The 25,060-nt window shown below is 38.0% G+C and carries 24 protein-coding genes; 14 read left to right on the top strand and 10 right to left on the bottom strand.

Annotation, left to right across the window (positions count from 1 at the left end):
• Positions 1-33: 33 nt before the first annotated feature.
• Positions 34-387, bottom strand: coding sequence for a MerR family transcriptional regulator (locus tag F938_RS22135; RefSeq protein WP_005035301.1), 354 nt, complete (start codon positions 385-387; stop codon positions 34-36).
• 659 nt (positions 388-1,046) lie between these two features.
• Here F938_RS22135 and F938_RS22140 point away from each other — a divergent pair.
• Entirely contained in the window at positions 1,047-1,556 is a 510-nt protein-coding gene (locus F938_RS22140; protein ID WP_005035302.1) for a hypothetical protein, read from the top strand.
• An 85-nt stretch (positions 1,557-1,641) separates the two neighbouring features.
• Here F938_RS22140 and F938_RS22145 read toward each other — a convergent pair whose 3' ends face one another.
• From F938_RS22145 to fadB, 4 genes are all read right to left on the bottom strand, one after another.
• Positions 1,642-2,148 (bottom strand): DUF4189 domain-containing protein, encoded by a 507-nt coding sequence (locus F938_RS22145; RefSeq protein ID WP_005035303.1) that lies wholly within the window; start codon positions 2,146-2,148, stop codon positions 1,642-1,644.
• A gap of 84 nt (positions 2,149-2,232) precedes the next feature.
• Positions 2,233-2,727 carry a DUF4189 domain-containing protein gene (locus tag F938_RS22150; protein ID WP_005035304.1) on the bottom strand — a complete coding sequence of 165 codons (495 nt, stop codon included), beginning with the start codon at positions 2,725-2,727 and terminating at the stop codon, positions 2,233-2,235.
• 274 nt (positions 2,728-3,001) lie between these two features.
• Complete coding sequence (gene fadA / locus F938_RS22155) at positions 3,002-4,174, bottom strand: acetyl-CoA C-acyltransferase FadA (RefSeq protein WP_005035305.1); 1,173 nt, start codon at positions 4,172-4,174, stop codon at positions 3,002-3,004.
• Between the two features lie 12 nt (positions 4,175-4,186).
• Positions 4,187-6,340, bottom strand: a complete 2,154-nt coding sequence (fadB, locus tag F938_RS22160) for a fatty acid oxidation complex subunit alpha FadB (RefSeq protein WP_005035306.1) — start codon at positions 6,338-6,340, stop codon at positions 4,187-4,189.
• 433 nt (positions 6,341-6,773) lie between these two features.
• Here fadB and F938_RS22165 point away from each other — a divergent pair, with 433 nt between their 5' ends.
• From F938_RS22165 to F938_RS22175, 3 genes are all read left to right on the top strand, one after another.
• Complete coding sequence (locus F938_RS22165; RefSeq protein WP_005035308.1) at positions 6,774-7,763, top strand: hypothetical protein; 990 nt, start codon at positions 6,774-6,776, stop codon at positions 7,761-7,763.
• Positions 7,764-7,978: 215 nt separating this feature from the next.
• A complete protein-coding gene (lpxO, locus tag F938_RS22170; RefSeq protein WP_005035309.1) occupies positions 7,979-8,923 on the top strand; it encodes a lipid A hydroxylase LpxO in 945 nt (314 codons plus the stop codon).
• Between the two features lie 104 nt (positions 8,924-9,027).
• Positions 9,028-9,447, top strand: a complete 420-nt coding sequence (locus F938_RS22175; RefSeq protein WP_005035310.1) for a PH domain-containing protein — start codon at positions 9,028-9,030, stop codon at positions 9,445-9,447.
• 19 nt (positions 9,448-9,466) lie between these two features.
• On the opposite strand, the gene F938_RS22180 is transcribed toward F938_RS22175, so the two are convergent.
• Positions 9,467-10,492 carry an IS30-like element ISAba125 family transposase gene (locus F938_RS22180; RefSeq protein WP_004994718.1) on the bottom strand — a complete coding sequence of 342 codons (1,026 nt, stop codon included), beginning with the start codon at positions 10,490-10,492 and terminating at the stop codon, positions 9,467-9,469.
• A gap of 381 nt (positions 10,493-10,873) precedes the next feature.
• Here F938_RS22180 and F938_RS22185 point away from each other — a divergent pair, with 381 nt between their 5' ends.
• The 6 genes from F938_RS22185 to F938_RS24405 all read left to right on the top strand — a co-directional run bounded on the left by F938_RS22185 (position 10,874) and on the right by F938_RS24405 (position 16,628).
• The gene (locus tag F938_RS22185) at positions 10,874-11,428 is read left to right on the top strand and encodes a hypothetical protein (protein ID WP_227567129.1); all 555 of its coding nucleotides are present in this window, start codon (positions 10,874-10,876) and stop codon (positions 11,426-11,428) included.
• A 128-nt stretch (positions 11,429-11,556) separates the two neighbouring features.
• Entirely contained in the window at positions 11,557-13,356 is a 1,800-nt protein-coding gene (gene uvrC / locus F938_RS22190; RefSeq protein WP_005035317.1) for an excinuclease ABC subunit UvrC, read from the top strand.
• A 142-nt stretch (positions 13,357-13,498) separates the two neighbouring features.
• A complete protein-coding gene (locus tag F938_RS22195; RefSeq protein WP_005035319.1) occupies positions 13,499-14,293 on the top strand; it encodes a thioesterase family protein in 795 nt (264 codons plus the stop codon).
• Between the two features lie 106 nt (positions 14,294-14,399).
• Positions 14,400-14,987 carry a CDP-diacylglycerol--glycerol-3-phosphate 3-phosphatidyltransferase gene (pgsA, locus tag F938_RS22200; protein WP_004826293.1) on the top strand — a complete coding sequence of 196 codons (588 nt, stop codon included), beginning with the start codon at positions 14,400-14,402 and terminating at the stop codon, positions 14,985-14,987.
• 332 nt (positions 14,988-15,319) lie between these two features.
• Entirely contained in the window at positions 15,320-16,483 is a 1,164-nt protein-coding gene (locus F938_RS22205) for a hypothetical protein (RefSeq protein ID WP_005035322.1), read from the top strand.
• Complete coding sequence (locus F938_RS24405; RefSeq protein ID WP_154652949.1) at positions 16,476-16,628, top strand: hypothetical protein; 153 nt, start codon at positions 16,476-16,478, stop codon at positions 16,626-16,628. Before F938_RS22205 ends, F938_RS24405 begins: the two co-directional genes overlap by 8 nt.
• A 203-nt stretch (positions 16,629-16,831) precedes the next feature.
• Here F938_RS24405 and F938_RS22210 read toward each other — a convergent pair whose 3' ends face one another.
• From F938_RS22210 to F938_RS22225, 4 genes are all read right to left on the bottom strand, one after another.
• A complete protein-coding gene (locus F938_RS22210) occupies positions 16,832-17,050 on the bottom strand; it encodes a hypothetical protein (protein ID WP_004826300.1) in 219 nt (72 codons plus the stop codon).
• Positions 17,051-17,242: 192 nt separating this feature from the next.
• Complete coding sequence (blhA, locus tag F938_RS22215) at positions 17,243-17,866, bottom strand: cell division protein BlhA (protein ID WP_005035326.1); 624 nt, start codon at positions 17,864-17,866, stop codon at positions 17,243-17,245.
• 30 nt (positions 17,867-17,896) lie between these two features.
• On the bottom strand, positions 17,897-18,304 hold the full coding sequence (locus F938_RS22220) for a DNA polymerase III subunit chi (RefSeq protein ID WP_005035328.1): 408 nt from the start codon (positions 18,302-18,304) through the stop codon (positions 17,897-17,899).
• Positions 18,297-19,745, bottom strand: a complete 1,449-nt coding sequence (locus tag F938_RS22225) for a leucyl aminopeptidase (protein WP_005035330.1) — start codon at positions 19,743-19,745, stop codon at positions 18,297-18,299. The genes F938_RS22220 and F938_RS22225 overlap by 8 nt, the downstream gene beginning before the upstream one ends.
• A gap of 144 nt (positions 19,746-19,889) precedes the next feature.
• Here F938_RS22225 and lptF point away from each other — a divergent pair, with 144 nt between their 5' ends.
• From lptF to F938_RS22245, 4 genes are all read left to right on the top strand, one after another.
• Positions 19,890-20,990, top strand: a complete 1,101-nt coding sequence (gene lptF / locus F938_RS22230) for an LPS export ABC transporter permease LptF (RefSeq protein WP_010591214.1) — start codon at positions 19,890-19,892, stop codon at positions 20,988-20,990.
• On the top strand, positions 20,990-22,060 hold the full coding sequence (gene lptG / locus F938_RS22235) for an LPS export ABC transporter permease LptG (RefSeq protein ID WP_004826310.1): 1,071 nt from the start codon (positions 20,990-20,992) through the stop codon (positions 22,058-22,060). Before lptF ends, lptG begins: the two co-directional genes overlap by 1 nt.
• A 166-nt stretch (positions 22,061-22,226) precedes the next feature.
• Positions 22,227-23,774 (top strand): 2,3-bisphosphoglycerate-independent phosphoglycerate mutase, encoded by a 1,548-nt coding sequence (gene gpmI / locus F938_RS22240; protein ID WP_005035335.1) that lies wholly within the window; start codon positions 22,227-22,229, stop codon positions 23,772-23,774.
• 28 nt (positions 23,775-23,802) lie between these two features.
• Entirely contained in the window at positions 23,803-24,975 is a 1,173-nt protein-coding gene (locus F938_RS22245; protein WP_005035337.1) for a S41 family peptidase, read from the top strand.
• Positions 24,976-25,060: the final 85 nt, after the last annotated feature.

The raw sequence follows: 25,060 nt of genomic DNA on the forward strand, positions 1-25,060 counted from the left end.
ATGAGTGAAAGTGAGTTTTAGAAAATTATATTCTTACTCAACCTTTCCCATGATTAGAAAAGATTTTAATAAGTCTTCTGATTGTTTTAGCTTGAAAATTTTCTCTGAAATATTCTTTAACTCCATGTTTAATGCGTATTTGGCAATTGGACATAAAGTAAATTTTTCCTCACCCAAGTCAAAACAGGGCAGTAAAAGTTTAATGTCTTTTAGATGCATTCCAGCATCGTTGAGCACTTTAATTTTATGAATATCTTCAATATCTTTTTGACTATAAAAGCGATAATGATTTGCTGTTCGTAGAGGATGAATTAATCCTAATTCTTCATAATAACGGAGCATACGAGGACTGATTTGAGTCAGTGCAGCAACTTTAGCAAGGTTCATCATATACCTCTTGACTGTAACAGTACTGTTTGAGTTTATCGTCAATACACTGACCAAACAAGCTGAAGCAATGATGGACTTTGAACAGAAGCAACAACTGATCTGAAAGTCTTTTCAATATATTGAATATCGGTGACCTAGATTAAAAATTACTTGAGCCATATACAGAAGATATTGAATTATTTTTTCCTAAATTTGGACGACATAATGAAAAAGAATCAATTCAAATATTTGCTGAACGATTATCCATATCGCCCAAGATAGGCAGACCATCTATATTTCAATAATATTGACTAGCTTAGAATGCTGTTTTTTGACTAAGCCAAGACGTTTATAAAAGTCGATGAATGAAAATTATAAGCCTAAGGTTATTGAATATTTTAGTTGATTGATCACTTGAAAATGAAAATTTATAAATCTTAAAGATGCCAAAAAATACAACATCTCTCAGTAAAATATAAATGATGGCTTTTTTATTTAGAATGTTTAGTAAGAAAATATATATGATTTTTAATAAGAAAGTTAAACCTCGTTACCGTTTATCTGAGCTTTAGTGAATCCAACTTTAAATTGTTATAGCCTATTTAATAGACAATATTCAACATTTAAAAATCATTTTATTGCATCGATAATTTGATTTATTTTTTTAGGTGAAATGTATGAACTTTATCAAAGTTTCTATACTTGCAACGGCATTGTCTGTTTGGTTACCCACTGTACAGGCGGAAGAGGTTGCGTCATTGCCGACAATTAAAGTGATGGCAGATTCTGAGCTTCGTCAGGAAGCGGTAGGTGTTACGCCTTATCAAGAAGACAAAGCCGTGCGTAGAGCATTGCAACATCAAGTTATTAAAAAAGAGAACGAAATTCAAAATTATAGTATTGGCGATAATATCGGTGTATTGGATATTCAGCCTAAAGCGCTTGAACCTAATTTTAATCAAATTCCTTCAGCATTACTCAGAGAATATGTGTTAGCTGTTGCAAATGGTTTACAGTCTTCTGACCCGACTACAGGTTTATTTACCATGATTGAACCACTTTCAATGGGTATGAACCGTGATAAAGCTTTGGAAGCTGTTCGTAATGGAACGTTTCAGTTGAATTTTGATAAAGCACGTTTAGACTTGATGTTAGGTGATAAGTGGCAAAGTGGTCTGCCTAAATAATCAATATAACAGTGTTCTAAATATATGTTGAAGCCAATCTGTTGATTGGCTTTTACTATTTTAGGCTTTTAATTTATTAATTGAATTAGCGTATTAAAACGGGTTCAGTACAGTTTGAATAAAAGACTTCACATTTTTTTCCTTCATTGAGCTTTGAGCAAGTAGGTAAGGCGAGTTGAGAAGCATATTCAATTGTTTGAGCGCCTTGTGATATTGATGTAACAGATGAAGATTGACCAAACTCTCTAATTGGTTGCGCCATTACAACACATTGATTGTGATAGGCGAGTGATAGTTCACATGCCTTACCACCCTTCGATTTGCAATTACGAATCGCTTCTTTTACTGCAGAGCGACGACTAAATTGACCAGTCGATGTACCGATTTCACGCATCTCTGGAGAAGATGCCATCGCTCCCCACGTTTTTTTCCAGTAAGCCGTATTGACTGGTGGTGCAGTGGAGTAACCAAGTTGATCAGGTGGAACACAACTTGGCGTACCTTGAGGAATGCCTTGTGGGCAGTTTTGGGCAAAGGTAGATAACGATGTAAATGCTGTTAAAAAGGCTAAAACAAATCTCTTTTTATTCATGATTATTGTCCTTTTAAGTCTGATTGACTCGTTGAGAAGTGAATTCTTGTTTTAAACGCTCTAAATCATTGAGCATGAATTGAATTAGCGTATTAAAACGGGTGCTGTGCAATTTGAATAAAAGATTTCACAGGTCTTTCCATAATTAATTTCAGCACAATAAGGTAGTACTAGTTGTGTAGCCTCTTCAATAGTTGCCGCACTTTGATAAGCTCTACGTATTTGACTATTTTCATTAACAGGTCTTGCTGCTACAGCACATTGATTTTGATAAGTAAAAATGATTTGATAGTTTTTACCACCTTGAGATTTACATTTATTTATTGCCTCTTTTGATGCAGCACGTTTGGTAAAATGTCCAGTTGAAGTGCCTATAGGTACATCTGGTGATTGAGCTAAAGCCCCCCACGTTTTTTTCCAGTAAGCGGTATTTACTGGCGGAGCAGTGGAGTAACCAAGCTGATCAGGTGGAACACAACTCGGTGTACCTTGAGGAATGCCTTGTGGACAGTTTTGGGCAAAGACCGACATGCTGGCAGCGAATAAGAATAGAAATAATAATATCTTCCTGAAAATCATAATGTTCACCTTGTATGGATTTATCTTTTGAATGGATTAAGCGTTATTTATCCAATAAAAAATGATGAACACACACTTTATCCATTTTTATAATCAAGACGTTTTTTCTTAGATATTTTAGAAAGTTAGCCAAATAAATATTTTGCTAATTAACATTATTTATATTAATTTAAGATTTTATTAATTCAAAGTTTAAATTTGATTAATGACTTAAATGTAATAAAAAAATCCCCGCAATAAGCGAGGATTTTTTTCGAGGTGTTTTAATTAAAATTTAAACACGTTCGATAATTGTCGCGATACCTTGACCAAGACCGATACACATGGTTGCAAGACCGATTTGTGTATCTTGTTGCTCCATCACGTTCAACAATGTTGTGGTGATACGCGCACCAGAACAGCCCAATGGGTGACCCAATGCAATCGCACCGCCGTTCAAGTTGATCTTGTCTTGCTTGTCATAGATGTTCAAGCCTTTCATTACAGAAAGACCCTGAGCAGCAAACGCTTCGTTTAACTCGATGGTTTGGATATCATCCATCGTTAAGCCAGCACGTTTAAGCGCTTTTTGAGTTGCAGGAACAGGACCATAACCCATGATTGCAGCATCACAGCCTGCAATTGCCATAGAGCGAATCACCGCACGTGGCTTAAGACCTAAAGCTTGAGCACGTTCAGCAGACATCAATAACATTGCAGACGCGCCGTCAGACAATGCAGAAGAAGTCGCAGCAGTTACAGTACCGCCTTTAGGGTCAAATACAGGACGCAATGCTTTAAATGCTTCAATGTTTGCATCTGGACGAATCACTTCATCGATGTCACATAGAATTTTAAAGCCATTGGCATCATGACCTTCAACACCAATGATTTCGTTTTTAAAACGACCTTCTTGGGTTGCAGCCCAAGCACGACGGTGAGATTCAACACCAAATGCATCTTGTTCATCACGGCTAATGCCGTTCATACGACCTAACATTTCAGCAGTTAAGCCCATCATGTTAGATGCTTTTGCATAGTGTTTTGATGCTTCAGGGTTAAGGTCGATGCCATGCATCATACCTACGTGCCCCATATGCTCTACACCACCCACGATGAAGATATCACCTTGGTTTGTTGCAATTTGAGCAGCAGCAGTATGAATAGACTGCATAGAAGAACCGCAAAGACGGTTAACCGTTTGACCACCAACAGTTTTTGGTAAATCAGCCAACAATACGATGTTACGACCAATGTTCATACCTTGTTCTAAAGTTTGGTTCACACATCCCCAAATTAGATCTTCAACTTCATTGACATCAAACTGGTTACGAGCAACTAAAGCACGTACTAATTCAGCAGATAAGCTGTCCGCACGTACATTACGGAACATACCGTTTTTGGTTTTACCCATTGCAGAACGTACGCCATCAACGATGACAACGTCACGTGGATTTAAAGTAGCCATTCACGTTGCTCCTTAACCGTAGAATTTTTTGTTGTTAGCAGCCATGTCACGCAACATTTGTGGCGCTTCATAAGCTTTACCTAAGTGTGCGTATTTGTCGCAAAGTGCTACATATTCAGCTACACCAGTTTGGTCGATGTAACGCGCAGGACCACCACGGAATGGAGGGAAACCAACACCCATGATCATTGCCATATCTGCTTCAGACGCAGTTGCAACAATGTTGTCTTCTAAGCAACGAACAGTTTCGTTACAGAACGCAAGCATCATACGGTCAATAATTTCTTGTGGATCAAACTCATGTTTTTCAGTTGTTGCCATAGTTGCAACAAGATCATATGCAGTTGGATCAACAGTTTTAGCTTTTTTGCCTTTACGATCGAGTTCATATTTATAGAAACCAACGTCGTTCTTTTGACCAAGACGTTTGTTTTCATACATGATTTCGATTGCACCTTTGTAGTCAGGCTTCATACGGTCTGGGAAACCTTCAGCCATAACTTCTGCACCATGAACACCTGTGTCGATCCCTACAACGTCGATGAGGTATGCAGGACCCATAGGCCAGCCGAATTTTTCCATGACTTTATCCACTTGCTGGAAGTCAGCACCATCTTTAAGAAGAAGGTCAAACGCACCAAAGTAAGGGAACAATACACGGTTAACAAGGAAGCCAGGGCAGTCGTTTACAACGATTGGTGTTTTACCCATTTTCTGAGCAAGTACTACAGTTGTGGCAATTGCTTCTTCAGAAGTTTTTTCACCACGGATCACTTCAACCAACGGCATCATGTGCACAGGGTTAAAGAAGTGCATACCGACAAAGTTTTCAGGACGAGCCAAGGCTTGAGCAAGACGTGTAATAGAAATCGTTGAAGTATTCGATGCAATGATCGTATTGTCACGCACTTTCGCTTCAGTATCTTTCAATACAGCTTCTTTGATTTTTGGATTTTCAGTCACCGCTTCAATCACGATATCGACTTCTTTAAACTCGTCATAGCTTAAAGTTGGGCGGATACGTGCAAGCGTTTCCCCCATTTTTGCAGGTGTCATCTTTTTACGTTCAACTTGTTTAGTCAACAATTTGTTCGCTTCAGACATACCCAATGCAAGTTGTGGGTTACCAATGTCTTTCATGATGATCGGTGTGCCTTTGCTCGCCGCTTGGTAAGCAATACCACCACCCATAATACCCGCACCTAAAACAGCTGCTTGGTTAACAGGGTGAGCACCTTTTTCATGCTTTTTAGATGCTTTTTTCACAACTTGGTCGTTGATGAATAAGCCAATCAAAGCACCTGCTTGTGGTGTAATCGCTGCTTTAGCAAATGCTTCAGCTTCAATTTTTAACGCAGCATCACGTTTTTGGCTAACGCCTGCTTGAAGTGAATCAAGAAGAAGTTTTGGCGCAGGGTATTGGGCTGGATTTGCTTTAGCCAGTACCACACCTTTAGATGAGTTAAACGCCATCATTTGTTCAAGCATGTCTAATTTAACAGGCTCTAATTTTTCTTGACGCTTTGCTTTCCAGTCCAAACGACCAGAAATCGCTTGCTTGACAAGATCAATCGCAGCTTCTTGTAATTTGTCAGCAGCGACAACAGCGTCTACTGCACCGTCTTTAAGTGCAGCTTCAGGGCGTTTATTTGCTGACGTTGCAATCCACTCTACAGCGTTATCAATACCGATCAAACGGCTTAAACGAACTGTACCACCGAAACCAGGGATGATTCCCAATTTAACTTCAGGTAAGCCGACAGTTGCAGTCGTTGACATGACACGGTAGTCACACACCAGACACATTTCAAAACCGCCACCCAAAGCAATGCCATTGATCGCAGCAACTTTAGGAATTTCTAAGTCTTCAAACGCATTGAAGATTTCATGAACAGGCATTGCCCATTCTACAATCGCACTTTCGCCTTGCTTAAAGTTATCACCGAACTCAGTGATGTCGGCACCAACGATGAATGTAGATTTACCAGAAGTAACGATTAAACCTTTCACTTCACTGTTATTTTTTACAGCTTCAATAGCAGCTTTAAAGTCTTCAATCGTTGCACGGTTGAATTTGTTAACCGACTCACCTTGTAAGTCAAAGCGGAATTCTGCAATTCCGTCCGAAAGCAATTGGACGGTAATGGCATTGCCAGCGTGGATCATGCCCTGATCTCCTTTTTTGGAGGACTTCTAAGTTGATGTTCTGAAGTGTGTATGCTTTTCCCGCACACATTTCGACTTCACTAATCTTACGATAACTATATCTAAAAATAACCTAACAAGTTGTATCAAGCCGTGACGCAAGGGTCATCAATTTTTTTTGGATATCATATTGATTTAACCTGTTGAATTTTAAGAAATGTAAGTGATTTTTGTGTAAGTGTTTATATTTTATAAATTTAATTTATATTTTATTGAGCATTCTTTCACAAAAGGATTGAACTGAAATATTAAATTAGGTTTGTTATTTCTGTCATTTAGGTCAACTGAGTCTTAAATATGAATTAATTTTTTAGAAATTCTTAAAAAACAATTGAATAATATTTGTTATATATATAATATTTTATGCGACGTTTATCACAAAAAAGAACTAATCATGCCTATACAAAACAAAAAACTCACGCTGATGGCTATTTCTGTATGTCTTCTTGTCGTCGGCTGTGGTGGTGGTGGAGATTCTTCTTCATCAAATTCCTCAAACTCTACAACAACCGAAGACAATTTAGAAAATGGAACTCGATATTATTTTGTCGATTATGAGCTTAATGATGACTCAGATAATTTAACGATGGAGTATTACGAAGTTTTTAATAAACAGTTTAAGAACCTTCAATCAAATACAAGTTTGGATGAATATATTCTTACAGCAAATAAGCTATACACACCACGAGATATTGCAACTAACAAAGTCATATTGAATTCGACCACATCATGGACATCAACATTAATTGGTGATGTAAAAACAGATATTAAGCTCGAAAAAGTAGATATTTCTGGCAGAAATATTTTTGATACGGTTTTACCTGGTTACCGTAGCTTAGGCTTTGACAATGAAAACAATTATGGAGAAGCACGAAAATTGTTAGCTTCATATGGTAAAGAAAACTTTCCAAAAGGCAGCAATTGTTATCGAATTATCTCAACTAAGAATAACCAAGATTATTTTAGCTTTGAGACTAACCAAGAATTTAATCAGGATTTTGAAGACTTCAATCAAGATAATATTGGCTATGTAGATTATTTAAATGAACATTACAAACCTTTAGGTTTGAGTTATCGCTACGAAAGTGGTAATTGGCAAGGGATTCCTTGGACAACGATTTATGAAATTGAACTGGGCATTGGAGACGAAGATGCTGTTGCAGTAAAATATCAAAATAAAACATATTTAGCCGAGTACAACAGTCGTATCGAATGGACCAACGGTAAAGAAATTAGACAGTGGGAAAATCTATTAGGTAGAACCACGACAGATAAAGAAAGAATACCAAAATTGAATATTGAAAGATTAAAAAATGGTTGTACGGTTTATAATTCAACAGCTGCTTCTACTTTAAGTTCATTGAAATTGATTGATTGGAATTAAATTAATAGGTAAGCGTAATTAAGTAAATAAATCCAAACTTCAATGTATAAAAATTATTGTACATTGGAGTTTTTTAAAATAAATATAATAAAAACAGTTGATTACTTGGTTTTAGTTTTTTTGATTTGTAGATTTGATATAATAAAAGTTACGCTATCTAATTCTAATGTTCACAATGCTGTAGAACATCCCGATTTTTTAAAAAAGAGTGCTATATGATTAAATGGATCATATTGGCGATTTTTGTGATTTCTGCTTTGTATATCCAAAATCGCGGTAAAGTACGACATTCGTTTTATCGTCAATTTTTTGATCATTCAACGATACTCGCACCGATTAACTTTCTCATGTATATGTTTTCAAAAGTGCCGAATCAGCCGTATATCGACACGCAATATTTTAAAGATTTAAAAGTATTGGATGAAAACTGGGAAATGATTCGCGACGAAGCGCAAGCTTTATATGCTAAAGGTGGAATTAAAGCTTCAAGTACATATGATGACTTAGGGTTTAACTCGTTCTTTAAAACAGGTTGGAAGCGTTTTTATCTGAAATGGTATGATTCTGCTCATCCATCTGCTGCGGAACTTTGCCCAAAAACAACGGCTTTATTGAAAACTTTGCCGACCATCAAGGCAGCAATGTTTACTGAACTTGCACCTGATAGTCGTCTTGTTCGTCATCGTGATCCTTATGCAGGTTCTTTGCGTTATCATTTGGGATTGATTACGCCGAATGATGACCGCTGCTTTATTGACGTAGATGGTCAACGTTATTCTTGGCGTGATGGTGAAAGTGTGGTTTTTGATGAAACTTATATTCACTATGCCGAAAATACCACGGATCAAAATCGTATTATTTTCTTTGCTGATGTTGAACGTCCTTTAAAAACCAAGTTAATGGAGCGCTTTAACCATTGGTTTGGTAAAAAAGTTATGACGGCTGCCAGCTCTCCAAACGAAGCAGGCGACCAAACTGGCGGTTTAAATAAAGTTTTTGGTTATGTTTATCAAATTCGTATCAAGGCGAAAGCGCTGAAAAAATCCAATCGCTCATTGTACTATTTTTTAAAATGGTTCTTGATGTTGGGTATTTTCTTCCTGATTTTTATTCGTCCTTATATGCCGCAGATTATTGCTTTTATTCAAAAGCTAATCTGATTTAAAGCGCCCATTTTGGGCGTTTTTTTATTGTATAAATAAATGATTCAATGATCATATTTCAGCTAGAATATTATTTTGTAAAACAAATGATAAAGAACGTGATGCAAAAATTTCATACTAAAATTGATTGGTGGGTATTAGGTTTCTTAATTGCAATGACAGGTTTACTGGTTCAATTGCTGTTTACGATGTATGCCAAAGGAACAATGGTTGAATATCCTGAGCATACAATAGTTTATATTCTCACGATTGCTGTGATTTGGTGGCCTGCATTCAATACTCGCTATAGGATTCAAGACCGAATATTGAGTATTTCTTGCTTATTTTTAAAATGGCATATTCCATTGGCAAGCATTCAAAAGATCACACCTACTCATCATTCGATTGCATCACCTGCTTTATCTTTAGATCGGTTAAAAATTGAATATAGTAAAGATGGTGAAATTAAGCAGGTTCTGATTTCTCCAAGAAATCAGCATGCCTTTATTGCGGCTGTAGAGAAACAACAAGCTATCAAATAACGATTGAATCTAGGCGAATTCAAACATGAGGTGCGACAGTTTCAAAAGCCATATGATAATCAACAAGCTGAGCAAATTTCTCTAATGGTGTAAGCCAATCTAACGCCTTTCTAGGACGAGTATTCAGTGACATGGCAACTTGATTTAAATAATGCTGATCTGCCTGATTTAAATCAATCCCTTTAGGTAAATATTGCCTAATTAAACCATTCATATTTTCGCATGTGCCTTTTTGCCAAGGTGAATGTGGGTCACAGAAATATACATCTATGCCTAAATCTTCTTCGAGTATTTTATGTTCTGACATCTCGCGTCCACGGTCATAGGTCAACGTTTTACGCAGTTCTGCAGGTAAATATTTCAGAGCTTCAGTTAAAGCCTTGCGCACTGATTCTGCCTTTGCATCAGGTAATGTTGCCAAGATACAGAGCCGTGTATTTCGTTCAATAAGTGTTGCTATCGAACTTTTATTGTCTTTACCTTTAATTAAATCAGCTTCCCAATGACCCGGTATTTTTCTTTCTTGAACTTCGGCTGGGCGCTCATGAATAGTTTTAATATCCTGTAATATAGAATCTTTTTTAGGTTCACCGTTAGCTTTTCGCTTTTTATTTTCATGACGCAGACAGGATAATAAGTCTTTTTTCAACTCACCCTTTGGTAATGCTCGTATCGTTGAATAAATCGTTGTATGGCTTACATTCATTGTTTGATCCAAATCAGGAAATGTCTTTAAACGCTTTGCTATTTGCTGAGGAGACCATAAACAACGGATCGCTTCAACAATAAATTTCCAGAGGATTGAATCGATTTTGAGTTTTCTGTGACCACGTCTACGTCTAGCGAAGGTGTTATCAGAAGCATATCGAGCTTGATAAACGTCATTGATGCTATTTCTTTTAAGCTCACGATAGATCGTACTAGGATGTCTTTTAATGAGTTCAGCAAATTTTCTGGCTGAAAAGCCTTCTTTTCTTGACTCAAGCATTAATGCAGTACGATCTTCAAAGTTAAGATGATGGTATGACAATTTTATATACTCCATAAACCCTTTAAATTAATTAGGTGGTTTATGTCGCACTTCAAGTTTTACTCTGCCCTACTTCAGTATAGGCATCAGAAAACGCGGCTTAAGCATTAAATTAAACATGAACCATCGAGAACAATAATGATCCCTATTGGTACTTTTAGCTTTCTACAATTCTTTTTGTTATTTATCTGCCCAATATTAGGGGGGATTTCATGCATCATCTTGGTTGTCTTGGGACTGAACTATTTCATTCAAAAATTTATCAATAAGGTTCCAGATCAGCATTTTTTGTCACTGAAAGTAAAAGGTTTTTTAGTATTCTTTGCGGTTTTCAATATCTGGAATATCTATCTGTTTTTTCTGTCAGAACGAGTAAGTGATGAGGTCAATGTATCGATGGAAAATAAAGAAAAACGTAAACGTTTTATATTGCCAGTGGATTATGTTTATGATGGTTTTGTATTTCCTCAAGGAACATTAATCAATGCATATAATGCGCATGACGATGGTGGTCGTTATCGTTATTTAACGCTTTCAGGGCTTGAACAAGCACGTTTTCAACAGCCGGTTTATATTGCTGATGTTTGGGCTAAGGCGATTAAGGTTGACTCAGATTATGAGTTTTTAATTGAACTTTCACAAGATCAATATATTTCACCTGTTTATATTCTAGATGGTCAGGGTGAATATAAAGTAGATTCTGCACGTGCTTCAATACATTGTAAAAAGGATCAAATCGCGCAATATACCGTGAATTCTGATTACTATCCTAATAAAGATTACACCAGTGAAGACTGGTATACACTAGAAGAGGAGCGTTTTGATCCAAAACAATGGCTGTTTAGAGGTTGTTTTTCTGCTCCGCCAATCTATGTCGATCGCCCTTATCCACAAACAAAATTATATGATGAAGAACGAATGAGCGAGGTAACGAATGCCGCAATATTTTAAAAAAAATATTTTAATCGTTAAAGCCTCATTTTTAACAATCAGTTTCAGAATTAAATACAATAAAAATGCTTGAAAATAGACTTTAAAGCATCACATTATGAGGTGTAGAGCGGAACAACAGGTTTAATGTGAACGAAAACGTACGTGCAAATATTGAAAAGATTTTAGCCCATATGACCACCTTACCTGGTGTATATAAAATGCTGGGAAAAGATGGCGAATTGTTATATGTGGGAAAAGCCAAAAATCTAAAAAATCGTGTATCAAGTTATTTTGTCAAAACCATTGAACATCCCAAAACTCAAGCATTGGTTGCACGAATCTATAATATTGAAACCTTGGTAGTTCGTTCTGAAACAGAAGCATTGTTGCTTGAACAAAATCTAATTAAGCTGCATCGTCCACCATATAACATTATGCTGCGTGATGATAAGTCATATGTTTATATCTTTGTATCCGCAGATAAACCTTACCCGCGTATTGCCTCAGGACGAGGTAAAGGGAAACACCAAGTGGGTAAGTTTTTTGGACCTTATCCCAGTGCATATAATGCGCGAGATACCCTGCTCGTTTTACAGAAATTATTTAATGTACGTCAGTGTGAAAATAGCTATTTTTCACAGCGCAAACGCCCGTGTCTACAATATCAAATCAAACGTTGTACTGCACCTTGTGTTGGACTGATTAGCCCAGAAGCCTACCATGAAGACGTTCAGAACTCGATTCGCTTTCTCAATGGTGATACCAAAGAGTTGAATCAGGAGTTGATTCAAAAAATGGAACAGGCTGCCGAGAATCTAGAATTTGAAAAAGCAGTATTTTATCGTGATCGTATGGCTTTACTTAGAGATGTTCAGGCACAACAAGCCATTTATAAAGTGAAAGGCGAGGCTGATATCTTGGCAATTGCCTATCAGGCAGGAGTGACCTGTGTACAGATCATGCATGTGCGTAATGGCAAAATGCTGGGTGGAAAAAGTTATTTTCCAGATATGCTTGGTGATGATCTGGGGCAAATGTTGGCAGATTTTATTGCCAATTTCTATTTCCAAGTGGCAGATGAAGTCCCTGCTGAATTGATTGTGAATGTTGAGGTTTCTGATCGGAAAGAATTAGAAGCAGCATTGCATCAACAATTCGAAAAGAAAATTCAGATTAAACACAATGTTCGAGAAACACGTGCTGAATGGCTGGAGTTGGCTGAAATGAATGTACAGCATGCCATCAAAGGTAAACTTGCCAACCATTTAGAGCTAAATGAGCGTTTTTATCAGCTTGAGCAAGTGTGTGGTCGCCCAATTGACAGTATTGAATGTTTTGATATTTCCCACACGATGGGTGAGGCAACGATTGCTTCATGTGTGGTGTTCGATGCAGGTGGGGCACGTAAGCGCGATTATCGACAATTCTCCATCGAAGACATTACAGGTGGTGATGATTATGCTGCGATGCGTCAAGCACTGACTCGACGTTATAAAAAAGCCATGTTGCCCGATTTATTGCTGATCGATGGGGGCAAAGGTCAGTTACATATGGCGATGGAAGTGATGCAAGAGTTGGGCTTAGAAGCGTTTATGGTTGGAGTCTCTAAAGGTGAGGGGCGTAAACCGGGTTTAGAAACCTTACATTTTACCGATGGTACAAAAATACAACTCCCAGAAGACCATAAAGCCCTGCATTTGATTCAACAAGTCCGCGATGAAGCGCATCGTTTTGCCATCACCAAACATCGCGCTAAGCGTGATAAACGTCGAGGTGGTTCAGTGCTTGAAGCAATTCCTGGTTTAGGACCAAAACGCCGCCGTGATTTACTTACCCATTTTGGTGGTATTCAAGGTGTACTCAAGGCTTCAGAACATGATTTAAAAAATGTTCCGGGTCTTGGTGATGTCATGGCACGTATGATTTATAAAGTTTTGCATGAGTAAACTGCCCCTGTTATCCGTAATACATTGTTATCAGGGATAAGGTACATTTGCCAAAACGACCATTGACGCATGAGTCATTGATCATTTTCATCTTGCTTTAAATATGGAACAGTACAGCAAAGGTCAAAAAATTGGACAGATCATGTCATTAGAATCGCTGTTTCAGCAGATTGAGCAAAAGCAATGGATTGATATTCCTCAAGGATGGTTACAAGGACGTACAATTTTTGGCGGTCTTGTCGCTGGTATGTTGATTCATAAAGCCATCACTACCATTGCTGATACTGGGAAAAAGCTGCTTAGCTGTAGCATTACGTTTGTGGGTCCAGTTGAAGAAGCACAAGTTAAATTAACTGCTGAAATTCTTCGTCAAGGCAAGTCTGTGACAACAATTGAGGTTCGACTTTGGCAAAATGAAGCTGTGCAAAGTATTCTTATTGCCAGTTTTGGAAGTCAGCGCGATTCAAAAATTCAGGTCGCAAGAGAGCCGCAAGTGCCTGATTTTCCATCACTTGATCAAATGAGTATTGTGCCGAAGTATTTACCTTTTCCTGAATGTGTAAAGAATTTTCAATTGGGATGGACCGAGGGTAATTATCCCATGTCAGGCAGTAAGCAACCTGATTTTGCTGGGCGTTGTCGTTTTGACCCTGATCTACACAGTAATCGTGAAATGCATGTTGCAGATCTGTTGACGCTGATGGATGTTTGGCCACCAGGAGTCTTGCCGATGTTTAAAATACCCGCGCCTGCCAGTTCACTCACTTGGCATGTCACCTTGGTTCATCCACTTAACAATCAGTTGAATGATTGGTTTAAATATCAAGTGATCACAGACTTTGCTGAACATGGCTATGCAACAGAGCATGCCTACTTATGGGACGAGCAAAATCGCCTCATTGCGATTGCAAGACAGACAGTTACTGTATTTGCCTAGTCGACAGTTTTATGTGAATCGTATAAAGTATGAATGAAATAGAGCTTTACTCTGCATGATTATTTACCATTAAATTGGGTAAATAGGGGACTCACTGGCGGTGTCTATGACTACAGGTCGTATCCTGAATATTCCAAATATCTTGACGCTTGCTCGGATTGCGTTAATTCCAGTTTTTTTAATCATCGCCTATTGGCCACCTGCAATTGGAGTAGGTGGACATACAGGTGGCATGACACGACATATTATTTTGACTGCAATTTTTGTGATTGCTGCTGTGACGGACTGGTTTGACGGCTATTTGGCTCGAACCTTGAACCAAACCTCAGCATTTGGGCGTTTTTTAGATCCCGTTGCAGATAAATTGATGGTTGCAGCAGCTTTAATTGTATTGGTGCAATGGCAACCTACGATCGCAATGGCGTTTGCCGCAATTGTAATTATTTCTCGTGAGATTACCGTTTCAGCATTACGTGAGTGGATGGCTGAATTAGGTGCACGTACCAATGTTGCGGTATCGACTGTAGGTAAATATAAAACAGCATTTCAAATGATTGCGATCACGGTATTTCTGTTAAATTGGCAACCTCTTGAAATGTTAGCTTACGCATTACTGTATACAGCAGTCATTTTGACGTTATGGTCGATGTTTATTTATCTCAAAGCAGCGTGGCCTTATTTGAAGCAACCTTAAGAAACAAAAGTTGTTGTTTAACTTATGGTCGTAATGGGAAATTAATGTATTTCACCATTACGACATCATTCAAAGATAAAATAATTTACTTTCCCTTTGCTTTTCTCGTTACTCGTGATCAGAACTTATACCATTCAAGAAAACTTGCAACATATAGCTAGTCTGTTAAAAAATTTTTAAGTATTTGATTTTAAATTATTTGCTGTGTACCAAGACTAAAATATAAGATTGACTGTGATCTTATGCTATATTGCTGAAGAACAAGATTAGAAAAAATACTGTTGTGACGTTCTCGTCAACTACATCGTCATCAGTAGAACAAAGGAATATTTATGTCATCATTGTTTTATTTATCAAATCAAAATTTATATTTATTGGATGGAAATAAAAGTATAACCGTACCTTGCCAAGCGATTGACCAATATAAGAAAAATCTAGTTGAGATTCAGCAGCGTAAAGAGTGGAAAACCAAAGGTACCGGTGCTCAGTTTACGGGAAATTTTTCACAAGATGATCAAGTTGATTTAAATTATATTTTTCCAACCGATGTGGTCTTAACATCGGATCATAAAATGATTTATACCGCATGCTTACAAGAAGGAACATCAATTAATGTTAAATCTCTCAATGACTTGCAAGAAACAGAAGGTTTAATACTCAGAAAAAATGATTTTGTGGTTCAGGACATGGCATATGATGAAGCGAAAAAACGATTAGCACTCTCTGTCAATTCAAATGGTTATGAGCGCCATATTTGTATTTTACCTTTAGACGCGAATCGGACACAGTATTTAACTGAAGGCGACTGTCAGGACTCAAATCCATGTTTTGATCCACAAGATACTATGCAACTTTATTATGACTCTTGTGGTCTAGCTTATGGCGAGCATCGAATTGCTTATAGCCCAAAGGAAATCTACCATTTAGATATGGGGACAGGTGAGTTACAAACGGTTGCTTCGGACCCGAAATTTGATTTCTTTAAACCTAAAATGGATAGTTTAGGAAATTTATATTTTATTAAAAGACCTTATTCACGTGATGGTAGTCATCATTCGCCAGTGACCACAATAAAAGATATTATTTTTGCACCATTTAAAATTATTCGGGCAATTGTGGGCTGGTTAGATTTTTTTACACAGCGTTATACAGGGGAATCGTTAAAAACAACATCAGGGAATAATCCTGCCAAGTCTCAACAAAAGTCAGAAGAAGAATTATTTGTTGAAGGTAATCTGATCAAAGCTCAACAAAATTTAGAGCGTAATCAGAAGTCTGGAGAAAAATACCCTGGCATGATTCCAAAGTCTTGGGAGTTGGTTAAAATGTCACCCACGGGTGAAATGACGACATTAAAGCGAGGGGTGATGAGCTTCGCTTTAAAAGATGACACTATTTTTTATTCCAATGGAAAATATTTAATTGAACTTGATGCAGATCAAAATGAGCATCTTAGAATTGAAGCTAAGCTAATTTCAAAGATTATTTGTGGATGATATTGTCATTTTTGAAGTAAAGAAAACGTCATTGAGCGTTTTCTTTATGGAGCGTTTTTTTGAATTCAGCTTAGCAATGTTTTTAAATATGATTCAGCTTGACCAACTTGAAAGTGCTATCATTACATATGGTCAATCTGCTTAAAAACACCTGCAATAAAATATAATGTCTCCTGATCAATAAAATCAATCTATTGTTGAATCATATCAAACTTTTATTGCCAAACTTTGCCGCTAAAGCTTAAATAACATAGGGCTTCATCTAGGTGATGCTTCATTAAAAAGTCCTAAGGATGAGCAGTTGATTTTGACTCAGGTTTGACGTTTCTTTTATCAATACCGCACACATTAATTTTTGATAATGGTGAGTGATGTATGACCAAATCGTGATTTGGTTTGATCAGTATTTTTGAGTGAAAAACTGCCTTTCTCTGATTCTCGACAAAGAAATACCGACAGTGATTGAAAATCTGCACGACTAATGAATAAATCTTGTATAGACAGGGTCCATTTTTCTCCTGAACGCAGTTGAGCAATTCGGGTCGAAATTTGCTTGAGCAGATCCATTTTATTCATCCTGATTAAGGTGATAAATACTTTGCTATAGCATATAAAAATAGTATTTATCACATCATTTATTTTGCCCTAATTGTTACAAGATCATTTATCAAGGCTATCTAGCATGACTATTTTGTGACAAAGATATTGCATTTTCGTGACAAGTCAAAAAGGCTTTAGATATAAAATAGATAAGCTTTTCTATTTTTCTGCTGAGAAATTGGAATTTGCTAAAATATATTCTATTTCATCTTTTGCTGCTGTTTGAAGTTTACTGCGAAAGGCATCTACCGCTTGTTCAATCAATGTTTCAGCTTCTAATTCAAGACGAAGACGGACACTTTCTAGCTCCGAGGTGATCTGTGCATCTGCAACAGCAAATTGACCATTGGCATAGTCGATCGCTGGTGTATCAGGATTCTTGGTATATTTTTCACTATAAATTGAAATTTCAAGATCAATTTGCTGACGTAAATTTTGTAAGTTTAGTGTTTGTTGTTCATATTGCTGAGTTTCATCTTTTTGTAGTTCTAAATTATAAGCATCTTGTTGTGCACGTTTTTCAGCTAAAGCTTTCTCTAGTGCTAATTGTTTACGAACACGGGCTTCTTCGATCAATTGAGCTTTTAAGTCAGCATAAGCTTGTTCTACTTTGAGTTGAGCAACTTGCATTTCACGTTGGTCGTTGCTTAACCACTGTTGTACATCCGTTTTTGGGCTGAGAAGATCACAGATGCGATTGAGGTCATCTACAAAAGTTTGGCGTACAGCCTCAGGCGTGTCTAACCAACGCTTTTTAAAATCTTGACCGACATTTAATGTCACCGCATATCTCCTTGGGAAAATGTTTAAAATTTATAACTTATAGGTTTGAGGCTGAGTACCCATGTGTCGATAGGCTTTGTATTTCTCTCGACCAACTTGCTTAGCAGACTCATCATTTTCGATAATTTCTATAATGTGACTAAATTGTGTCACTTGTTCAAGTGCTTGACTGTTAAAATTAAACACAATCCATTCAGATGATTCGGGAAGTTTGGGGGAAATACAGATCGGTGCATCGACTTGATCAATACCATGCGCCAAAAAACTAGTGGGATCAAAAGACCACAAATATTCATCCAGTTGTTGTTGCATATTCACATCAGGGCAATGCAGCCAAATTTTAGCTGCATTTCGTAGAATTTTACGACATAAACGACAAGCACTTTCAACTTGTCGTTCAGGGCTTTTTTCAAACAAGTAAAAGCTAATTTTAGCCATTAGTTTTTACACGATTGGCAATGAATTGCATGAGTAATGGTACTGGACGACCAGTAGCTCCTTTGTTTGCGCCAGAGTTCCATGCTGTACCTGCAATATCCAAGTGCGCCCAACGGTAATCACGAGTAAAGCGTTCCAAGAAACACGCTGCGGTGACTGCGCCTGCTTTTGGACCACCGATATTGGCAATATCCGCAAATGGCGAGTCAAGTTGCTCTTGATAGTCCTCATAAACTGGCATACGCCATACACGGTCAAATGATGCGTGTCCTGCTGCCGTAATTTCTTCTGCGAGTTCATCATCAGGTGTAAATAAGCCTGAGACAACAGAACCTAGTGCAACCACACAAGCACCTGTTAATGTTGCAATATCAATAACCAGCACAGGATTGAAACGCTTGATATAGGTTAACGTATCGCAAAGTACCAAACGACCTTCTGCATCAGTATTTAAAATTTCAACAGTTTGCCCACTCATGGTGGTGACAATATCGCCAGGGCGGGTTGCATGACCTGATGGCATGTTTTCAGCGGCAGCAATTGCACCGACCACATGAATCGGTAGTTTTGCTTCACATAGGGCACGGATAGTACCCAATACCGATGCTGAACCACACATATCAAATTTCATCTCATCCATGCCTAAGCCTGGTTTTAGTGAAATACCGCCTGTATCAAAAGTAACACCTTTACCAACCAATACAATTGGTGCTTGGTCTATATCTGCCTTATATTCGAGTGTAATTACACGTCCTGGTCGATCAGAACCTTTGCTGACAGCGAGAAAAGCGTTCATGCCTAAATCAGCCAATTGCTGTTCTTCGAGTACAGTCACTTTCAGCAAATCAGGAAATTCAGCGGCTAAAGCACGCGCTTGTTCTGCTAAATATTCTGGAAAACAAATATTTGGTGGGCAATTGCCTAAGTCGCGGGTAAAGTTTTGACCCTTTTGCACAGCAGAGATCAAATGCAGTTTTTCGCTATTTAAATCTGATTGTGTCGCAATAAATTCAATACTTTCTAAGCTAAATTCATTCTTTTTAGATTTATACTCATCATAACCATACGCGGCTTGAGTCAGGCTTAATGCAAATAAATAGTGCAACCCTGAAGGGAGCGCAGAAATATCAATACTGACTTGTTGGAATTTTTTTTGTGACGCTTTGATAATGGTTTGTGCGATTTTTGCTAATTTTGCAACTTTGACATCAGATGCTTTATCTAAACCAATTAAGGTACATTGCGCAACTTGAGTTAGCTTTCCGATCAGTGGTAAAGTTTCATTCAAGCTTGCTTTATATTGAACGCTATCAATCAATGTGTTTAAGTCATTGATTTTATATGTTTCTTGGACCTGTTTTAAGTTTTCAGAATCCACCAGAATAAATAACGCCTGGCGAGATGTAGACGCTGAAAATGACGTGTTAATCGTAAGTTTCATATGTTGTCTTTGTGCCTGTTGTACATTTCAAATCATTAAACCATTGAACCACTTCAAATGGTAGAATTTCAATCTAGTTTTATAATTTTAACTTCGGGTAAACTAGCGCTACGTCATGATACTACCCTTATTTGGAAGATTAATTTGATTATTCGACGCTACCTTGTCAAACAAGTCGTTTCGACCTCCTTAGTGGTGGTTGCATTATTGACACTCATCATGATGGGTGGGCAATTGATTAAGCAATTTGGTCGTGCTGCAATGGGGCGTGTAGACCCAAGTATTCTATTGAGTATTATTGGATTTCGTTTACCTGAGTTCTTGACCTTAATCCTTCCTTTGGGTTTCTTTATTGGGCTGATGTTGGTTTTTGGTCGTTTATATGTTGACCATGAAATGGCCGTGCTCAACGGGAGTGGAATCAGTCGCATTCAGGTTGCTCGATTATTAATTCCATTAACCATTGTTTATTTGCTTGTACAAAGTGCATTAATGATCTGGATTTCACCTTGGGGACTTCGTCAGTATGGGCAATTGGTTTCTACCCAAGCTGTACGAACTGGATTTGATTTAGTTCGACCCAGAGAATTTATTTCATCGGGTGCATATACCATCTATGCTGGTTCTCTGTCTGAAGATCGAAAAAATCTTAAAGATATTTTCTTTTATCAGCGTGCAGAGAAAGAAGGTAAGCCTGATGTCATGATTTTGGCGAAAGAAGCGACCCGTGTGGAAATGGCGAATGAAACTGCAAGTGTTGTGGACTTGGTTCTGGGGCGACGCTATGAAATTTATCCAGGTACGCCGAAATATAGTCAAACTGAATTTCAAACCTACCGTTTACGTTTAGAAAATAATAAAGAAGCAAAGTTTGAAAGTGATGAGGTTGAAGCACTCGGTTTTGGCAAATTACTTGAAAATAAAGATGATCCAGTCATACAAAGTGAATTGGGATGGCGGTTATTTGTCCCATTCTCAATGATTGTAGCTTTAATGTTAGCAACGGCTTTGTGTGAAGTCAGTCCACGTCAAGGTCGCTATCTTAAACTCTTCCCAGCCTTATTGATTTTCGCCAGTTTGATTGTGGCGTTGATGGCGATTAGAACAAGGATCAGTAAAGATGAAGTTGGGATTTGGGCATATCCTGCAATACTCTTGTTCTATGCGATTGCCGCTGCTTTATTTTCAAGAAAGCAGAAGTTGGCACCGAAGATTAAGAAGCAAATACAGCGAGTGAAATCATAATGTTAGCACGTAGAATTGTCGCAAAACATGTGACCAAGACCACAGTACTCGCTATGGTAGGCGCAACAGCTGTGCTTTCCATTTTGCAAATTTTATTTACCTATTTAGGTGAGCTCAGTAGCTTAAAAGACAATTATACAGCGTGGAATGCATTGCAGTATGTTTTGTGGGGGGCACCTCGTTATCTCTATGAAATCCTTCCTATTGCAGCTTTGATTGGTGCCGTTTTGGGTTTAGGCTCTATGGCATCAAATAGTGAGTTAATTGTCATGCGTGCTGCAGGCATTAGCTTATGGCGCATTGTTGGATGGGTAATGCGTTCTGCAATGCTTTTGGTGATTCTTTCTTTTGCTTTGAGTGAATTTGTGATTCCTTATACCAATGAGCAAGCCAAAAGCATTAAAAGTCACCGTAGCGTTGCAGCATTGGGTGAAGTAAAAGGCTATTGGACACGCGAGGGACAACGGTTTATTTATATTGATTATGCCAATTCACAAGGTACGTTGAAACAAGTTCAGGTGGTGGATTTCGATGAAAATTATCGAATGAAATCTTTGCTCAATTCTGAAGAAGGTCAATTTTTAAAAGAAGGGCAATGGAATTTAAAACAGACGGCTCAAGTCAATTTACTTGCCAATGGTCAAGCACAAGTGGTTGATCAAAATCAGCAAAATCTAGCTCTTGCGCTACAACCTAAGTATGTCCATATGGTGACGATTGATCCAGAAGATTTAGCACCAAGTCAGTTGTTAAGTTTTATGGATTATATGCATGAATATAGTCAAGTACCGAAAACCTATTTATTGGCATTCTGGAAAAATGTAGGTTCACCTTTTGCCTTGCTGGCACTGGTTTTGATTGCTTGTTCATTTATTTTTGGACCATTGCGTCAGCAATCTATGGGATTCCGTTTGGTGATTGCCTTATTTGTGGGTTTGGCATTTTATTATGTGCAGGACTTTTTAGGTTATGCCAGTCTGATTTATGCTCCATCACCCGCATGGTTTGTTTTTTTACCGATCGTATTTATGTTTGGTATAGGGAGCTACTTATTGTATCGGGCTCGATAAGAAATCGTTATATAAGAAATCGGTATATAGCAATCAACTACAGCGAATGAGATAAGAATTTTAGATTGTGGCAAACAGTTATTGCCATTGTCTAAGGATAGAGTCTGCCGTAAAAAAACGGTAAGATATGATGATTAATTTGTAAACAGTAAAAAGAGTGTAAATCATGACGGATGCAACTGCTGGCAAAATCCCTCACGTTCTGGTGATTATGGATGGTGTGGGTCATCGTGAAGCGGTCGAAGATAATGCGTTTTTAGCAGCCAAGACGCCAAATCTAACCATGATGCAAGAAAAGCATCCGCATAGTTTAATTTCAGGTTCAGGTGAAGACGTTGGTTTGCCTGATGGGCAAATGGGCAACTCAGAAGTGGGGCATATGAACTTGGGTGCAGGTCGTGTGTTATACCAAGACTTCACTCGTATTACCAAAGACATTCGTACTGGTGCTTTTTTTGAACATGAAGTATTGATTGATGCTGTAGAAAAAGCCAAAGCGGCAAATGGCGCTGTCCATATTATGGGCTTGTTGTCAGAAGGTGGTGTACATTCACATCAAGATCATATTATTGCAATGTGTGAGTTGGCTTTAAAACGTGGTGCAAAAGTTTATTTACATGCCTTCCTAGATGGTCGTGATACTCCTCCACGCAGTGCAAAACCTTCTTTGGAAAAATTGGATGCAGTCTTCGCACAGTACCCTCAACAAGGTCGTATTGCGACAATGATTGGTCGTTACTTCGCAATGGATCGTGATAATCGCTGGGACCGTGTAGAGCAAACCTATCGCTTAATGACTGAAGGTGAAGCTTTGCGTGTTGTTGATTCAGCAACTGAAGGTTTAGAACAGGCCTATGCAGCAAATGAAAATGATGAGTTTGTAAAAGCAACCCGTATTGGCGACATCGCCAAAGTTCAAGATGGTGATAGCATTGTCTTTATGAACTTCCGTGCGGATCGTGCCCGTGAAATCACCAAAGCTTTTGTAGAAAAAGATTTTGCTGGCTTTGAGCGTAAAGTGGTTCCTCAACTGTCAAAGTTTGTCATGTTGACTCGCTATCAAGCAACTATTGATGCGCCTGTGGCTTATATGCCAGAAGAATTAAAAAATTCAATTGGTGAGTACCTTTCATCTTTAGGTAAAACGCAATTGCGTATTGCGGAAACAGAAAAATATGCCCATGTGACATTCTTCTTTAGTGGTGGACGTGAAGATGAATACCCTGGGGAAAAGCGCATTTTAATCCCGTCACCTAAAGTCGCGACTTATGATTTACAACCTGAGATGAGCGCACCTGAAGTCACTGACAAACTTGTCGAGGCGATTAACTCAGGTGAGTTTGATCTTCTGGTCGTGAACTATGCAAATGGTGATATGGTCGGGCATACAGGTGTATTTGATGCGGCAGTCAAAGCAGTTGAAGCAGTTGATGTAAGTTTGGGGCGTTTATATGACGCTGTTATGGCAAAACATGGACATATGTTGATTACTGCCGATCATGGTAATGTTGAGCAAATGCAAGACTATGTAAGTGGTCAGGTGCATACTCAACATACCACAGAACTTGTACCGTTTATTTATGTTGGTCCGACTTCAGCAGCAATTGCAGAAGATGGCGTGCTTGCAGATGTTGCTCCAACAATCTTAACTTTAATGCAGCTTCCTGTACCGAAAGAAATGCAAGGTCGCAATTTAATTACGTTAAAAGTCTAAATATCATTATTCAAATTTAGGTGCGGGAATGGTTCAAGCTTGGAAGTATGTTGCTGTATTAACAGGGTTATTAACTTGTGGAAGCCATTCCGTTTGGGCAGCCGAAAATGCTGCCACACTTGATTTTGATGGTGATGTTAAAGAAAGCATTGCAGAAGTTCCAATTGAATCAATTGAACAATTTGTTCAGATTTATGGGATTGTCAAAGACAACTATGTTCAAGAAAAGCCGGATGATGTACTGTTCCTGCAAGCTATTAAAGGCTTGGTCGGTGGCTTAGACCGTTATTCGCGTTATTTAAGCCCTGAAGAATATAAACAACTGATGCAATATACCGAGAGTGATCTTGCAACAGCAGACTTTGAATTGGGCTTTGATAGCCATATTCATCAGTGGAAAATTCAGAATCTACGAGACAATGCTGATTCATTTAAATTAGGTTTAAAAAATGGATTCACCATTTTTAAAATTGAAAATCAAGAGTTGAAAAATTTAAATGCAGAACAAGTCGAAGATTTGTTGCATGGTTCGATCGGCTCTACATTTCAATTACAACTGAATGAGAAAAGCCCTGCAATCACAGTAGTCAGAAATCGTAAGCTTGATGTTGCTGATATTGAACCTGTGATGTTGCATAATCAGGTTTTGGTGCTTAAAGTTAAAGTTTTTCAACAAGATACTGCGAACGAAATTAAACGATTAATCGAAGAATATAGCACTCAAAAAACCAAGGCAGTTTTATTCGACCTGCGTAATAATCCGGGTGGCTTACTTTCTGCGGCCGTTGAAACAGCCGATTTATTTTTAAATCAGGGAATTATTGTTTCAACCAAAAGTCGTTCCGAAGGAAATCAACAGTTTCAGGCTCTACCCGGTGATGAATTTTCAAATATTAAATTGGGTATTTTGATCAATGGTCGTTCTGCTTCAGCAGCTGAAGTATTTACTGCTGCCATGAAAGAACATCAACGTGCATGGGTGGCAGGTGAGAAAAGCTATGGCAAAGGTGTGGTACAGAAGTTATTTCCGTTGCCAAATGGCGCAGCTTTACAGATGACTGTTTCGCATTATTATACCCCGAATGGCAATATGATTGATGGGCAGGGGATTCGTCCGAATTGGGAATATCCTTGGGCATTGGATCAAAAAGAAGAAACTTATTTAAATAATGTTGCAGACCAATTATTAAAACATCGCTGATCGAATGTGAATGACATAAAAAAGCTGAGTATTTGATGCTCAGCTTTTTTTGATTATGAACAAAATTTATTATTGTTCGAGATCA

This window comes from Acinetobacter bereziniae LMG 1003 = CIP 70.12 (genome assembly GCF_000368925.1).
In the GTDB taxonomy this organism is placed as follows: domain Bacteria; phylum Pseudomonadota; class Gammaproteobacteria; order Pseudomonadales; family Moraxellaceae; genus Acinetobacter; species Acinetobacter bereziniae.